Raw genomic sequence first — 12,816 nt, 5'->3', positions numbered from 1 at the left:
CACGACAGGGGAGGAGACCGGGTGAGCGACACTGGCCTGCGACAGAAGGCGGCGCGGCTGCGCCGGGCGTACGCGCCGCACGAGCACCGGCCGCTCGGCGGCTACCTGGCGGCGATGGGCACCTACGCCGGGGTGACCGGGGTGCTCGCCGGCCTGGTCAAGGTGACCGGCCGCCCGGTGCCCGAGCGTCCCGCCCCCGCCGACGTCGTGTTGCTCTCCATCGCCACGCACAAGCTGAGCCGGCTGCTGTCCAAGGACGCGGTCACCAGCCCGCTGCGGGCGCCGTTCACCCGCTACGACAGGCCGATCGGCAGCGGCGAGGTGATGGAGCAGGTCCGCGACTCGGGCAGCTCCACCCGGCACGCCATCGGCGAGTTGCTGAGCTGCCCCTTCTGTCTGGCGGTGTGGGTGGCCACGGGGCTGACCGGGGGCCTCGTGCTCGCACCCCGCCTCACGCGCCTGGTGGCCACCGCGTTGACGGCTGTGGCCGCGTCCGACTTCCTCCAGATGGCGTACGCCACGGCGCAGCAGGCCGCCGAGGGCGGACACGACGACGACTGAACCGACACGACGAACACAGCGCAGCGGGGGCCGGCGAATCCGCCGGCCCCCGCTGTCGTACGCGTCAACGCTGCATACCGGACCAGCCGTGCGGCGACTCCGGCTCCCGTTCGTCCTCGTCCTCGCCGGTGATGATGTCCCGGTCCACCGCCGTGCGGTCGTGCTCGTTGGCGAAGTCCGGCTCGGGCGTGGTGTCCCTGCCCTTCGGCGGCTGACCCAGCGCCGGGACCTTCTCGTCACTGTCCTCGTGGTGCGTCATGGTGGATGTCCCTTCGGGGTCGCTGGCTTCGCTGCTTCCGCTGGTCCGGCTCAGGCGACGGTGCCGCCCAGCAGGTCGCTGGCCTCGTCCACCGCGTACTCGCCCTCGGGCAGCGCGTCGATGCGCGCGAGCACGTCCGCGGGAAGGTCGGCGGCCACGGCCCGGCGATAGATCTCCCCCTGGGTGACTCGCTCCTGACCTCGGAAGATGTCGTTGAGCAGGTCGTCGAGGGCGCGGGTGTCCGGCTCGTCGGCCACTGATGCGTCGTCGGTCACGTCGATCAGCTACCCGGGTCGGAATCGGTCAAACGTCGCGCCGGCGGCCCGGGTGCCGGCAGCAGCGCGCGGGCGTGCCATCGCACCTGCTCACCACGGCAGGTCCCCTGCCTCGTCCTGGAAGGTCCCCGTCGGTCCGGTCGGATCCAGGGTCGCCAGGCGCACGACGAGCCGGGCGCTCTCCTGCACCGGCCGCCCGATTCCGAAGTCGGCGGTCATGTCGGTCGCGGTGGTGCCCGGCTCAAGGGCGTTGAACTTGATGCCCGGATGGGACTTGGCGTACTGCACCGTCAACATGGTGGCCGCGGCCTTGGACGCCGAGTACAGCGCGAGCGGCAATCCGAATTCGGGACGCTCGGGATTGTTCACCGCCCAGAACGATCCGGCGCTGCTCGAAATGGTGACGACGTTTGGGTTCGGTGAACGACGAAGCAACGGTAGCGCCGCCTCCGTGACGCGCACGATTCCCACCGCGTTGGTGTCGAAGGATCGGAGGGCGGCCGGGCCGTCGAGCCCGGTCTCCAGAATCCCCGCGTTGTGCACCAGGACGTCGAGGCGACCCTCGGCCGAGTCAATTGTCGCCAGTGCCCTGCGCACCGACTCGTCGTCGGTCACGTCGAGCTGCACGAAGCGCGCCCCGAGCGTTGCGGCGGCCTTCTCCCCTCGCTCCACGTCGCGTGCGCCGAGATAGACATCGTGCCCCAGCTCCAGAAGCTGTTTCGCGGTCTCGAAGCCGATGCCCTTGTTGGCTCCGGTGATCAGCGTGACGGTCATGGCTGTCCTCTCGAATCGAATGGCCCGAAAAGGCCGCCACGAACGCTAGCCACGGCAATTCGGATCACCCAGAGCCCTCTCCAGCCTGGGGGTCGAGAGGACCCCTCTGACCGGTCGCGATCCCGACGCGCCTACCGGACCGCGTGTTGCGCCGTGCCGCTGACGTGCAGGCCCGCGGAGGCCAGGAGGGACAGCTTCTCGGCATTACTGGACCCGGCGTCGGGGTGATACACGACGAGCATCAGTCCCTCCGCCCCGCCGATGCTCAGCCGTTCCCGATTGAGGATCAGGTCTCCGACCTGGGGATGACGGATCCGAATCGGCGTGCCACTCTGGCCGCGTACCTCGTGGCGTCCCCAGAGCTGGCGAAATCGCGCGCTCGCCAACGAGAGTTCCCCGGTGAGTTCGATGAACCGAGGATCGTCGATGTCGGTGCCCACGGCCTGGCGCAGGCTCGCGACAAAACATTCCGTGAGGTTCTCCCAATCCGGGTGCAGTGCTTGCTCGGCCGGATTCAGGAACAGATCTCTGAGCTGATTCCCGCCTTCGGCCAGGCCCGGGGAGAGGGCTCGGGCGAGGCTGTTCGAGGCCAGGATGTCGAAGTACCGGCCCTCGATGAAGGCGGGCTGAGCGAGGGAGTCCAGGAGCTTGAGCGCGCCGGACGGAACCGTCTCCTTGCGCGGTCGGCGTCTGCGCTTTCGGGGAGCGCCCGCGACAAGCGTCAGCAGGTACGCCAGGTGCTCGTCGTCGAGCTGCAGGACGCGTGCGATCGATTCGAGGACCTGCACGGACGGATTGCGATCGCGGCCCCGTTCCAGGCGCAGGTAGTAGTCCGCGCTGACGCCGGCGAGCATCGCGACCTCCTCGCGCCGCAACCCCGGCACCCGCCGTACGCCCACATCCGGGATACCTGCCTGCTGCGGTGTCACCAGCGCCCGTCGAGCGCTCAGAAACGCGCCAAGCTCGTTCGACATCTCGCTCACAAATCCATCGTATGACCGGGTCAGGCGGTCAGAGGGGGTCCTGTCGCACCCCCGGCTGCAGAGGGCCCTGGGACGTCGGGACAGCCCGTCATAGCGTCCTTGGCGGCCGGCCCGCGCCACGCATTTCCGCCCGAGCGCCGCCCGACGAGACGGGCCATGCCGCTCCACCTGACCCGCGCCACCACTCCGAACATCTCACCAGGGCTGACGCGGCGCCCGGCGAGCAACAGGCACGACCACGACAATCAGAGGACGGAATCGTGACCAGCACGATCTCATCGAGGGAAACATCGGGGACGGACCGAACGGCATCCTGGGCCGGGGTCGTCTCCCTGAGCCTCGGAATCTTCGCCATCGTCATGGCGGAATTCCTGCCCGCCAGCCTGCTTCCGCGAATTGCCGGCGACCTGGGTGTGTCGGTCGGAGCGGCGGGACAGGCCGTCAGCGTGACCGCGTTCGCCGGCGCCCTCTCGGCCCTTCTCATCTCGGTGGTTCTGCCCCGTGCCGACCGGCGGCGCGTGAAGATCGGCCTCACGCTGCTCGCCATCATCTCCAATCTGATCGTCGCGCTGGCACCGAACCTCCTCGTACTCCTGGCCGCGCGCCTTCTGCTCGGTGTCGCGCTCGGTGGGTTCTGGGCGTTGGCGACAGCCATGGCCGCGCACCTGGTGCCCACCCATCACCTCGGTCGCGCGCTGACGCTGATCAACGCCGGCGTGGCGGTCGCCACGGTCGCGGCCGTGCCCCTCGGCGCCTGGTTGGGTGACGTCTGGGGGTGGCGGGCGGTGTTCCTGCTCGGTGCCGGCGTTGCGGCGCTCGCCCTGATCGTGCAGGCGGCGACGTTGCCGTCCATCACGCCCACCGGCGCGAGTGGGTTGCGGGCACTCGGATCGGTCCTGCGCTCCGGCGTCGTACGGGCCGGGTTGCTCGCGATCCTGCTGATCTTCAGCGGCCACTTCAGCGGATTCACCTACATTCGGCCCGCGGCGGAGAGCATGTCCGGAATCGACGCCGGCGGCATCGCCGTGCTGCTGCTCGTCTTCGGCGTCGCCAATTTCCTCGGCACGGCACTCGCCGGTCCCCTGGCCGACCGCTCGCCGCGTACCGGCGTGTTCCTGTTTCCCGCAGTGCTCGGCGCGGGAATGCTCGCCATGTACGTCACCGGCGGCTCGGTGGCCGGCCTGTTCGTCGCCACCGTGCTCTGGGGCTTCGGGTTCGGCGGTCTGCCGACAACGGTGTTGAGCTGGGGTGCCCGCACCCAACCGGCACGACTTGAGCAGGTCGGCGGGGTGATCGCGACCGTCTGCAACATCGCGATTGCCGCCGGCGCGATTGCCGGAGGAATCCTCGTCGACGAGGTCGCGGCCAGCCTGCCACTGCTCGTCGGAGGCCTCGGCGCGATCGTCGGCGCGGCGCTGCTCGCGAGTCTGCGTCAGCGCGGCTGAGCCCGCCGGGCCGTACGGACAGCGCCGCCCCCGAGCCTTGTGGGCCGGGGGCGGCGCTGGTGTCGGTGTGTAGGTCGCCTCTCGGCGAGTGGCGCGACGCGGCTCCAGCCGAACGGTATTCCGCGAGGGCTATTTAGGTGAGGCCCGGGGACACTGAACACACCGACACCTCAGTTAACCAGGCGCCGGCCTGTCGTGTTCCGTGCGCCGCAGTGCCGGCGGTCACACCCTCACGCCGGGGTGGGGAGGGTGGCCCGGCGGGCCCGTACGGCGGTGGCCAGGTGGTCGAGCACCTCGGCGGTGTCGTCCCAGCCGAGGCAGGCGTCGGTGACCGAACGGCCGTACACCAGCTCGCGGGTCGGGTCGAGGTCCTGCCGGCCGGGCAGCAGGAACGACTCCAGCATCACGCCTGTGATGCCGCGCTGGCCGGCGGCCATCTGGGCTGCCACGTCCGCGGCGACCAGCGGCTGGTTGCGGTGGTCCTTGCCGCTGTTGGCGTGGCTGGCGTCGATCACCAGGCGCTCCGGCAACCCGGCCGCCCGGAGCAGGTCGAGCGCGCCCGCCACCGACTCCGCGTCGTAGTTGGGCCGACCGCCACCGCCGCGCAGCACCAGGTGCCCGTCGGTGTTGCCGCGGGTGTGCATGATCGCCGGGGTGCCGGAGAAGTCGATGCCCGGGAAGACGTGCGGCACCCCGGCGGCGCGGATCGCGTCCACGGCGGTACCGATGCTGCCGTCGGGGCGGTTCTTCATGCCGATGGGCATGGACAGGCCGGAGGCGAGCTGCCGGTGCACCTGGCTCTCCACTGTGCGGGCGCCGATCGCGCCCCAGCCCACCGTGTCCGCGATGTACTGCGGGGTGATCGGGTCGAGGAACTCGCAGCCCACCGGCAGGCCGAGGCGCAGGACGTCGAGCAGCAGCGCCCGGGCCCGGCGCAGGCCGGTGTTGACGTCGCCGCTGCCGTCCAGCCCGGGGTCGTTGATCAGGCCCTTCCAGCCGACCGTCGAGCGGGGTTTCTCGAAGTAGACCCGCATGACGATCAGCAGGTCGTCGGCGAGCCGGTCGGCGGCGGCGCGCAGACGCTCGGCGTACTCGAGGGCGGCGGCCGGGTCGTGCACCGAGCACGGGCCGACGACCACCAGCAGGCGGTCGTCCTCGCGGTCCAGCACGCGACCCACCGCGCGACGGCCGGTCAGCACGGCCGCGGCGAGCGGGGCGTCCAGGGGCAACTCGTGGTGCAGCAGGGCGGGCGTGGTCAGCGGCACGACACGGTCGATCCGCTGATCGCTGACCCGATCGGTCTCCGGGGTCGTCACGGTGGGCATCCTTCCGCCGACCGTGCCCGGGGCCGGTGCCCGGGACGAGCCGGCTGCTCGTACGCAAAAGGGCAGGAACGACAGCTCCTGCCCAGCCGGCTCGGTCCGTGGTGACGTCAGATCATGGTGAAGTCACCGGCCTGCGAGCCGGCTGCCTAAACCATGGATACGTCCGCGTCACGGGAGCCAGCGTACCCGACCGGGCGGGGATGTCCGGCCCATCGTCCCAAGATGCGGGGTGAACATCGCGTGCCGAAGCCGGGCCGGGGGTAACAGCTGTGCCATGACTGACGAGCAGAGCGATCAGGAGCGGGCGGAGTCCCGCGCGCACCACCTCCTTCCCGAGGAGGTGGCGGCGGGCAGCGACGACCCGCAGGCACAGGCGGAGGCCATCCTCGCCGATTCGGACATCCGCGAGGAGGACCAGAACGCCGCCCCGGACACCGTGCTGGAGCGGCGTACCTCGGATCAGACGGTGGCCGCCGTCGAACCCCCGGACTGAGCCGTCGCGCCGCGGGCCCGGCGTGACCCCCGGTAGGTCTGCTCGCGCAGCCAGGCGAGCGGGCCGGCCGCCCGCAGGTCGGGTGGCAGGTTGCGCACCGGGTCGAACGCGAGCGCGGCGTCCTCCCGGGCGTCGAGCTGAGCGCCGATGGTGACCTGCCCGACCGGGCGCCACCTCCCCACGGCGGACGCGACCGCGAGCACCAGGCGCGGCGCGTCCGCCCGGGCCGCCGCCGCGACGGCGGCCAGACCGCGGCCGAGGTCGACCGCGTCCGGGTCCGCCAGAGCGGCCAGCCAGAGCCGCCGCCGGGCCGTGCGATAACCCATGATCGTGGTGTACGTCCCGGTGAAACCGCGGCGGGGCAGGGGCAGGTTCCGCAGCACCGGCGCGGCGCCGCTTGAGCTGACCAGCAGGTCGAATGTGCGGCCGGTGTCGAGGTGCACGCGCACCGCCAGACCCAGCACGTCAGGCCAGCCATCCGGCGTGGGCGTCCCCCTGGAGAGCCGCACGACGGCCGCGTACCGGCCAGGGTCGTCGAGCAGGGCAACGCCGGTGGGAGGTCCGGGCGTACCCCACATCGTCACCTCGGCGGCGAACGAGCGACCGGCCGGATGCAGCAGCCGGCCACGGCGCAGCCGGCCGAGCGCGGCGCTGGCGCGTTCGACGCCGCTGGCGGCCGGGCCGGCCCGGCGGCGTGCGGGTGGGCCGGGGGTCGGTGGGGTCATTCCTGCGCGGTACCCCGACGGACGGACTCGATGCCCCGCCGACCGATCGGCTCGTCGACCGGCGGCACGTCACCTTTCCGCCCGCGAGATCGGATAGCGTCGTGCCATGCCCGACAGTGGTTACCCCTGGCCCATCGAGACGTCCCGACTGGACAACGGCCTGCGTGTGGTGGTGAGCGAGGACCGCACCGCGCCCGCGGTGGCAGTCAATCTCTGGTACGACGTCGGATCCCGGCACGAGCCGGCCGGGCAGACCGGTTTCGCCCACCTCTTCGAACACCTGATGTTCGAGGGCTCGGTGAACGTGGCGAAGACCGAGCACATGAAGCTGATCCAGGGCTCCGGTGGCTCGCTCAACGCCACCACCAACCCGGACCGGACGAACTACTTCGAAACGGTCCCGGCCGAGCACCTGGAGTTGGCGCTCTGGCTGGAGGCGGACCGGATGGGCGGGCTGGTCCCGGCGCTGACCCAGGAGACGCTTGACAACCAGCGCGACGTGGTGAAGAACGAGCGCCGGCAGCGCTACGAGAACGTCCCGTACGGCGACGCGTGGCTGCGGCTGCTCCCGCTGCTCTATCCACCGGGGCACCCGTACCACCACTCGACAATCGGCTCGATGGCCGACCTGAACGCCGCCGACCTCGCCACCTTCCAGGCGTTCCACGAGACGTACTACGCGCCGAACAACGCGGTGCTCACGGTCGTCGGCGACGCCCGGGCCACCGAGGTGTTCGCGCTCGCCGACAAGTACTTCGGCGCGTTGCCCGCCCGCGAGGACATTCCGGCCGCCCCGGACGGCAGCACCGTCGCGGCGACCGGACGGGCCGCCGTGGAGACGGTGACCGCCGACGTGCCGGCGCCCCGCGTCTACGTCGCACACCGCGGCCACGCGTTCGGCACCCCGGGCTACGACGTGCTCACCGTGCTCGCCACAGTGCTCGGCAGCGGCCGGGGCAGCCGGCTCTACCAGCGGCTCGCCGACGGCGAGCGGATCGCCCAACCCGACCTGGTCGGGGCGTACGGGGTGGACCTGGCGCACGCCCCGGCGCCGCTGATCGCCACCGCCACCGCCCGCCCCGGCGTGAGCGCCGAGCGGTTGGCCGAGGGGCTGGCCACTGTCGTCGACGAACTGGCCACCGTGCCGGTCACCGCAGCCGAGCTGGACCGGGCGAAGGCATTGCTGAGCACCGCCTGGTGGCGGCAGATGTCGACGGTGGACGGCCGCGCGGACACCCTCGGTCGGTACACCACCCAGTTCGGCGACCCGGCCCGCGCCGCCGACCGGCTGCCCGCCTGGCTCGCGGTGACCGCCGAGCAGATCGCCGAGACCGCCGCCGAGGTGCTCGGCGCCGCCGACCGGGTGACCCTGACCTACCTGCCCGAGGAGACCGCATGACGCTGATCGCCGACCGTCCCGGCCCGGGTGCCGCTCGCCCGTACCGGTTCCCGCCGGTGGTCCGCCGCGCGGCCGGCGGTGGCCAGGTGGTCGCGGCGCACCTGCCCGGTCAGAACCTCGCCGTGGCGTTGCTGCTGCTCGACGCCGGCGCCGGCCGGGAGCTGACGGGCAAGGAGGGGCTGGGCGGGGTGCTCGCCAAGGCCCTGGAGGAGGGCACCGCGCAACGGGACGCCACGGCGTACGCGCTGGCCATCGAGGCGCTCGGCACCGAGCTGGTGACCGGGCTGGACTGGGACTCGTTCCAGATCAGCGTGCAGGTTCCGGTGGACCGGCTGACCGCAGCGGTGCAGCTCCTCGCCGAGGCCGTCCGGACGCCCCGGCTGGACCCGGCCGACGTCCGGCGCGTCCGCGACGACGAGGCCACCGCGCTGCGGATGGACTGGGCCAACCCCGGCCCGCGCGCCGACGCCGCGCTGCGCGCCGACCTGTTCGGCGCCGACAACCGCTGGGGGCGACCGATGTACGGCGACCCGGACTCGGTGGCCGCCCTGGACGTGGAGGACATCACCGTCTTCCACTCCGAGTGGTTCCTGCGGCCCGGCACCCTGATCGTCGCCGGTGACCTGGACCGGATCGACCTGGACGCGTTGGCGGGGGCGGCGTTCGCCGGCACCGGAGGCGGTCCTGCCGAGCGCGGCGGCCCGATCGAGGTGCCGCTGCGCGCCGACCGCCGGATCATCCTGGTGGACCGGCCCGGCTCGGTGCAGTCCACGCTGCGGCTGGGCCACCCGTCGCCGCACCGGGCGCACCCCGACCACGTGCCGATGACCCTCGCCGGCACGGTGCTCGGCGGGGCGTTCACCTCCCGGCTCAACCACCTCATCCGCGAGGTGCGCGGCTACACGTACGGCATCCGGGGCGAGTTCGCCTCGTCCCGCCGGTTCGGCCGGTTCGCGGTCAGCTCGGGCGTGCAGACCGCCGTCACCGCGCCGGCCCTGGTCGAGGCGGTCGGCGAGATCACCCGTACGCAGGCGGGCGGCGTGACCGAGGACGAGCTGGCGGTGGCCCGTTCCTGGCGGGCCGGGCAGCTCTCGGTCGAGCTGCAGAGCCCTCGGGCGATCGCGTCCGCGCTGACCACGCTCGTGGTGCACGACCTGCCGGACGACTACCACGCCCGTCTGCGCGAGGAACTGCTCAACGCCGACGTGGGCGAGGTCTCCGAGGCGGCAGCCACCCACCTCCACCCGGAAGCGCTGACCCTGGTGATCGAAGGCGACGCCGCAACAATCCGCACCGACCTCGAAGCAGCAAACCTAGGCGAACTAAACAACCACCCCTAACCCACCCACCCCCCACCCCCCACCCGCCTCACCTCGGTGATCAAGAGGTTTGCGTCAAACGGAGCATGATTTCTGACGCAAATCTCTTGATCAACCGCCTCCGGGGGACGTGGGTGGGCCTGGTGTGATGCGGGACCCGGGGGTGGGAAAGGGGTGCCGGTCGTGGGGGTGGGGTGGGTAGCCTCGCGGGCATGAGGATCGGCATTGTGGGGGCCACCGGCCAGGTCGGTGGCGTGATGCGGCAGGTGCTGGCGGAACGGGAGTTCCCGGCGGAGCAGGTGCGGTTGTTCGCCTCGGCGCGGTCCGCCGGGCGGACGCTGCCGTGGCGCGACGGCGAGGTGACTGTCGAGGACGCGGCCACCGCGGACTACTCCGGGCTGGACATCGTGCTCTTCTCGGCGGGCAAGGGCTCCGCTCTGGAGTTGGCGCCCCGGGTGGCCGAGGCCGGCGCCGTGGTGATCGACAACTCGTCGGCGTTCCGGATGGATCCGCTGGTGCCGCTTGTGGTCGCCGAGGTCAACCCGCACGCCGCCGCCGACCGCCCGAAGGGCATCATCGCCAACCCCAACTGCACCACGATGGCCGCGATGCCGGTCCTGCGCCCGCTGCACGCCGAGGCCGGTCTGGTCGGCCTGGTCGTCTCGACGTACCAGGCGGTCTCCGGCGCCGGGCTGGCCGGTGTCGCCGAGCTGGACGAGCAGGTCCGCAAGGTCGCCGAGCACGCCGCCGGGTTGGCCTTCGACGGGTCGGCCGTGGAGTTCCCCGCGCCGCGCTCGTTCGCCGAGCCGATCGCCTTCAACGTGCTGCCGCTGGCCGGCTCGATCGTCGACGACGGCTCGTTCGAGACCGACGAGGAGCAGAAGCTCCGCAACGAGAGCCGCAAGATCCTGGAGATCCCCGACCTCAAGGTCTCCGGCACCTGCGTCCGGGTTCCGGTCTTCACCGGCCACTCGCTCCAGATCAACGCCCGCTTCGCCCGCCCGATCACCCCGCAGCGGGCCCACGAGCTGCTCGCCGACGCGCCAGGCGTCGCGCTTACCGCCGTGCCGACGCCGCTGCAGGCCGCCGGTCAGGACCCGACCTACGTGGGTCGTATCCGCGCCGACGAGACAGTCGAGTACGGGCTGGCGCTGTTCTGCTCCAACGACAACCTGCGCAAGGGCGCGGCGCTCAACGCCGTACAGCTCGCCGAGCTGGTGGCCGCCGAGCGGCGCTGACCGCTGCGGTCCTGCGGGCTCCCGGCCGGTCTCGGTGGGGGCCCGCAGTGCGTGGCGGCCGCGCATCGGGGGCGGGAACACGTCTGTCATGTTTGGATTGACGAAGCCGACCGCGCCACCTGGAGGAAGCCGTGCCGGAGGACCCGACCCAGCAGGCGTTGACCGACCTGATCGCCGGCCGCTCGATGGGCGTGCTGGCCACCCTCAAACGCGACGGGCGACCGCAGCTGTCCACAGTGGTCTACGCGTTCGACCGCGCGGCCGGCCTGCTCCGGGTGTCCGTCACCGACGGCCGGGCCAAGACCGCAAACCTGCGTCGGGACCCGCGCGCGAGCTTCCACGTCGGCAGCGAGGACGGCTGGGCGTACGCCGTGGTCGAGGGGCGGGCCGAGCTGACCGCTCCGGCGGCCGACGTCGACGACGCCACGGTCGAGGAGCTGGTGGAGCTCTACCGGTCGTTGCGCGGCGAGCACCCGGACTGGGCCGACTACCGCAACGCAATGGTCGCCGACCGGCGGCTGGTGCTGCGCCTGCACGTCGAGCGGATCTACGGGATGCCGCCCCGCGGCTGAGCGGGGTCAGCGTGGTTCGACCACGGTCACGCCGGGCCAGCGGTGCGCGGGCCGGTGGCGAGCCAGTCGCTGCCGGGACAGCGTGACGTCCACCCGGGCCGGGTTGTGCCGCCACACCCCGCCCAGCAGATCACCCAGGCCGTACGGGGCGCAGACCTCCAGCCCACCTGTCGGGCGCAGCCGCACGGCCACGGCTGTGGCGTACTCCGGCCAGGTGGCCACCGCCTCGACGACGCTGCGGTACGCGGGGATCGGGTCGCCGCCGAACTTCGACGCGTACCAGGTGTGCACCGCCGCCTGGTTGCGTGCCTCCCACGGCGGCGCTGCCCAGGCTGCGGCGAGTCGGGCGGTGGCCCGGTGGTCGTCGTCGCGGGACAGCCTCGTCGGGTCGAAGAAGACCACGTCCACGTCGCGGACCGTCGCCGGGTCGAACCCGTCGCCGTACCGCTCGCCCCAGACGAGGTCGCGGAGGACGCCCGCGCCGATCCAGGCGTCCGGCAGTCCCGAATCGCGGACCACGGTCAGCGCCCGGGTCAGCCAGGCGTTGGCGGCGACCAGCTCCCGCAGCTCCCGTTCGCCCGTCAGCACCCACTCACGGTAGGTGGTGCCGCCGCCCCCCGTCGCGGGTGCTCCGAGCATCGGCGGGTATACGCGACTGCCGTCCCGGCGCAGCCGAGGCGGGGCGCCGGGGAGGGCGGCACCTCGGGGGAGGGGGTGGGATGAGCGCCGATCAGGGCAACGACGACGCCAGGCGGATTCGCGACGGCACCGGCGGCCCGGCGCTGCGGTCGGAGACGTCCCGCCTGCTGGCGTTCAGCGACGGGGTCTTCGCCATCATCATCACGCTCCTGGTGCTCGACCTCCAGCCGCCCCGGGTCGCCCGGGGCCAGCTGCTGCACGCGCTCGTCGAGCAGTGGCCGGCCTACCTGGCCTACGTGACGTCGTACCTGCTCGTGGCAATCACCTGGCTGAACCACCGGGCTGCTTTCCACCGGGTGGTGGGCAGCGGGAAGGGTCTGCAGTGGTGCAACCTCGGGGTGCTGTTCACGACGGCGCTGCTGCCGTTCGCGACCTCGCTCGTCTCGCAGGCCGTGCGGGAGAGCGACCTGGCGAACGAGCGCACAGGCGTCGCCGTCTACGGTCTGGTCGGCATGCTGCTCTCGACGAGTTGGTTGGTCTTGTACCACTATCTGACCCACCGGCACGACCTGGTCGACCCGGCGGTGTCGCGGGGGTTCTTCCCCGCGGAACGGAGGCGGGCCGCGGTCGGGATCGTGGGGTACGCGCTGGCGGTTCTCATCGGATTCGTGACGGACCCGCTGTTCGCGCTGACGATCTTCCTGGTCCTGCCGGTCTTCTACAGCCTGACCAGCAGTGGCCTCTACGAACTGCGCCACCTGCGCCGCCCACGCGGATAGTCGACTCGCCCCGGACAGCGGCCCGGCCGT

Annotated in this window: 15 protein-coding genes; 8 read left to right on the top strand and 7 right to left on the bottom strand. The window is 72.1% G+C overall.

Annotated features, from left to right (window positions below):
• Positions 1-21: 21 nt before the first annotated feature.
• Positions 22-561, top strand: coding sequence for a DUF1360 domain-containing protein (locus tag OOJ91_RS15255; RefSeq protein ID WP_266245602.1), 540 nt, complete (start codon positions 22-24; stop codon positions 559-561).
• A 64-nt stretch (positions 562-625) separates the two neighbouring features.
• Here the strand turns inward: OOJ91_RS15255 and OOJ91_RS15250 are convergent, their stop codons facing one another.
• The 4 genes from OOJ91_RS15250 to OOJ91_RS15235 all read right to left on the bottom strand — a co-directional run bounded on the left by OOJ91_RS15250 (position 626) and on the right by OOJ91_RS15235 (position 2,843).
• Complete coding sequence (locus OOJ91_RS15250; RefSeq protein ID WP_266245601.1) at positions 626-820, bottom strand: hypothetical protein; 195 nt, start codon at positions 818-820, stop codon at positions 626-628.
• Positions 821-870: 50 nt separating this feature from the next.
• Positions 871-1,104 (bottom strand): hypothetical protein, encoded by a 234-nt coding sequence (locus OOJ91_RS15245; protein ID WP_439117112.1) that lies wholly within the window; start codon positions 1,102-1,104, stop codon positions 871-873.
• A gap of 81 nt (positions 1,105-1,185) precedes the next feature.
• A complete protein-coding gene (locus OOJ91_RS15240; RefSeq protein WP_266245599.1) occupies positions 1,186-1,869 on the bottom strand; it encodes an SDR family NAD(P)-dependent oxidoreductase in 684 nt (227 codons plus the stop codon).
• Between the two features lie 131 nt (positions 1,870-2,000).
• The gene (locus tag OOJ91_RS15235; protein WP_266249706.1) at positions 2,001-2,843 is read right to left on the bottom strand and encodes a helix-turn-helix domain-containing protein; all 843 of its coding nucleotides are present in this window, start codon (positions 2,841-2,843) and stop codon (positions 2,001-2,003) included.
• A 20-nt stretch (positions 2,844-2,863) separates the two neighbouring features.
• Between OOJ91_RS15235 and OOJ91_RS15230 the strand changes: the two genes are divergently transcribed.
• The gene (locus tag OOJ91_RS15230) at positions 2,864-4,297 is read left to right on the top strand and encodes an MFS transporter (RefSeq protein WP_266249705.1); all 1,434 of its coding nucleotides are present in this window, start codon (positions 2,864-2,866) and stop codon (positions 4,295-4,297) included.
• 230 nt (positions 4,298-4,527) lie between these two features.
• Here OOJ91_RS15230 and OOJ91_RS15225 read toward each other — a convergent pair whose 3' ends face one another.
• Positions 4,528-5,622, bottom strand: a complete 1,095-nt coding sequence (locus tag OOJ91_RS15225) for a 3-deoxy-7-phosphoheptulonate synthase (RefSeq protein WP_266245597.1) — start codon at positions 5,620-5,622, stop codon at positions 4,528-4,530.
• Positions 5,623-5,896: 274 nt separating this feature from the next.
• Here OOJ91_RS15225 and OOJ91_RS15220 point away from each other — a divergent pair, with 274 nt between their 5' ends.
• The gene (locus tag OOJ91_RS15220) at positions 5,897-6,115 is read left to right on the top strand and encodes a hypothetical protein (protein ID WP_266245595.1); all 219 of its coding nucleotides are present in this window, start codon (positions 5,897-5,899) and stop codon (positions 6,113-6,115) included.
• On the opposite strand, the gene OOJ91_RS15215 is transcribed toward OOJ91_RS15220, so the two are convergent.
• Positions 6,082-6,840 (bottom strand): phosphodiesterase, encoded by a 759-nt coding sequence (locus tag OOJ91_RS15215; protein WP_266245593.1) that lies wholly within the window; start codon positions 6,838-6,840, stop codon positions 6,082-6,084. The genes OOJ91_RS15220 and OOJ91_RS15215 overlap by 34 nt on opposite strands.
• 106 nt (positions 6,841-6,946) lie before the next feature.
• Here OOJ91_RS15215 and OOJ91_RS15210 point away from each other — a divergent pair, with 106 nt between their 5' ends.
• The 4 genes from OOJ91_RS15210 to OOJ91_RS15195 all read left to right on the top strand — a co-directional run bounded on the left by OOJ91_RS15210 (position 6,947) and on the right by OOJ91_RS15195 (position 11,368).
• On the top strand, positions 6,947-8,239 hold the full coding sequence (locus OOJ91_RS15210; RefSeq protein WP_266245591.1) for a M16 family metallopeptidase: 1,293 nt from the start codon (positions 6,947-6,949) through the stop codon (positions 8,237-8,239).
• Positions 8,236-9,579 carry a M16 family metallopeptidase gene (locus tag OOJ91_RS15205; protein WP_266245589.1) on the top strand — a complete coding sequence of 448 codons (1,344 nt, stop codon included), beginning with the start codon at positions 8,236-8,238 and terminating at the stop codon, positions 9,577-9,579. The genes OOJ91_RS15210 and OOJ91_RS15205 overlap by 4 nt, the downstream gene beginning before the upstream one ends.
• Positions 9,580-9,770: 191 nt before the next feature.
• Entirely contained in the window at positions 9,771-10,796 is a 1,026-nt protein-coding gene (locus OOJ91_RS15200) for an aspartate-semialdehyde dehydrogenase (RefSeq protein WP_266245588.1), read from the top strand.
• 131 nt (positions 10,797-10,927) lie between these two features.
• The gene (locus tag OOJ91_RS15195; protein WP_266245587.1) at positions 10,928-11,368 is read left to right on the top strand and encodes a PPOX class F420-dependent oxidoreductase; all 441 of its coding nucleotides are present in this window, start codon (positions 10,928-10,930) and stop codon (positions 11,366-11,368) included.
• Between the two features lie 6 nt (positions 11,369-11,374).
• On the opposite strand, the gene OOJ91_RS15190 is transcribed toward OOJ91_RS15195, so the two are convergent.
• On the bottom strand, positions 11,375-11,956 hold the full coding sequence (locus OOJ91_RS15190; RefSeq protein WP_266245586.1) for a nucleotidyltransferase family protein: 582 nt from the start codon (positions 11,954-11,956) through the stop codon (positions 11,375-11,377).
• Positions 11,957-12,087: 131 nt separating this feature from the next.
• On the opposite strand from OOJ91_RS15190, the gene OOJ91_RS15185 reads away from it, so the two are divergent.
• The gene (locus OOJ91_RS15185; RefSeq protein WP_266245584.1) at positions 12,088-12,786 is read left to right on the top strand and encodes a TMEM175 family protein; all 699 of its coding nucleotides are present in this window, start codon (positions 12,088-12,090) and stop codon (positions 12,784-12,786) included.
• The last annotated feature ends 30 nt before the right edge of the window (positions 12,787-12,816 follow it).

This window comes from Micromonospora lupini, assembly GCF_026342015.1.
Taxonomy (GTDB): domain Bacteria; phylum Actinomycetota; class Actinomycetes; order Mycobacteriales; family Micromonosporaceae; genus Micromonospora; species Micromonospora lupini_B.
This window is presented reverse-complemented; position numbering and strand designations above follow the sequence as displayed.

Excerpts from the sequence above, each read along its gene's own strand:
- OOJ91_RS15235 (WP_266249706.1), bottom strand. The coding sequence starts at position 2,843 with ATGTCGAACGAGCTTGGCGCGTTTCTGAGCGCTCGACGGGCGCTGGTG.
- OOJ91_RS15225 (WP_266245597.1), bottom strand. The coding sequence starts at position 5,622 with ATGCCCACCGTGACGACCCCGGAGACCGATCGGGTCAGCGATCAGCGG.
- OOJ91_RS15240 (WP_266245599.1), bottom strand. The coding sequence starts at position 1,869 with ATGACCGTCACGCTGATCACCGGAGCCAACAAGGGCATCGGCTTCGAG.
- OOJ91_RS15200 (WP_266245588.1), top strand. The coding sequence starts at position 9,771 with ATGAGGATCGGCATTGTGGGGGCCACCGGCCAGGTCGGTGGCGTGATG.
- OOJ91_RS15185 (WP_266245584.1), top strand. The coding sequence starts at position 12,088 with ATGAGCGCCGATCAGGGCAACGACGACGCCAGGCGGATTCGCGACGGC.
- OOJ91_RS15215 (WP_266245593.1), bottom strand. The coding sequence starts at position 6,840 with ATGACCCCACCGACCCCCGGCCCACCCGCACGCCGCCGGGCCGGCCCG.
- OOJ91_RS15230 (WP_266249705.1), top strand. The coding sequence starts at position 2,864 with ATGACCGGGTCAGGCGGTCAGAGGGGGTCCTGTCGCACCCCCGGCTGC.
- OOJ91_RS15205 (WP_266245589.1), top strand. The coding sequence starts at position 8,236 with ATGACGCTGATCGCCGACCGTCCCGGCCCGGGTGCCGCTCGCCCGTAC.
- OOJ91_RS15220 (WP_266245595.1), top strand. The coding sequence starts at position 5,897 with ATGACTGACGAGCAGAGCGATCAGGAGCGGGCGGAGTCCCGCGCGCAC.
- OOJ91_RS15250 (WP_266245601.1), bottom strand. The coding sequence starts at position 820 with ATGACGCACCACGAGGACAGTGACGAGAAGGTCCCGGCGCTGGGTCAG.
- OOJ91_RS15210 (WP_266245591.1), top strand. The coding sequence starts at position 6,947 with ATGCCCGACAGTGGTTACCCCTGGCCCATCGAGACGTCCCGACTGGAC.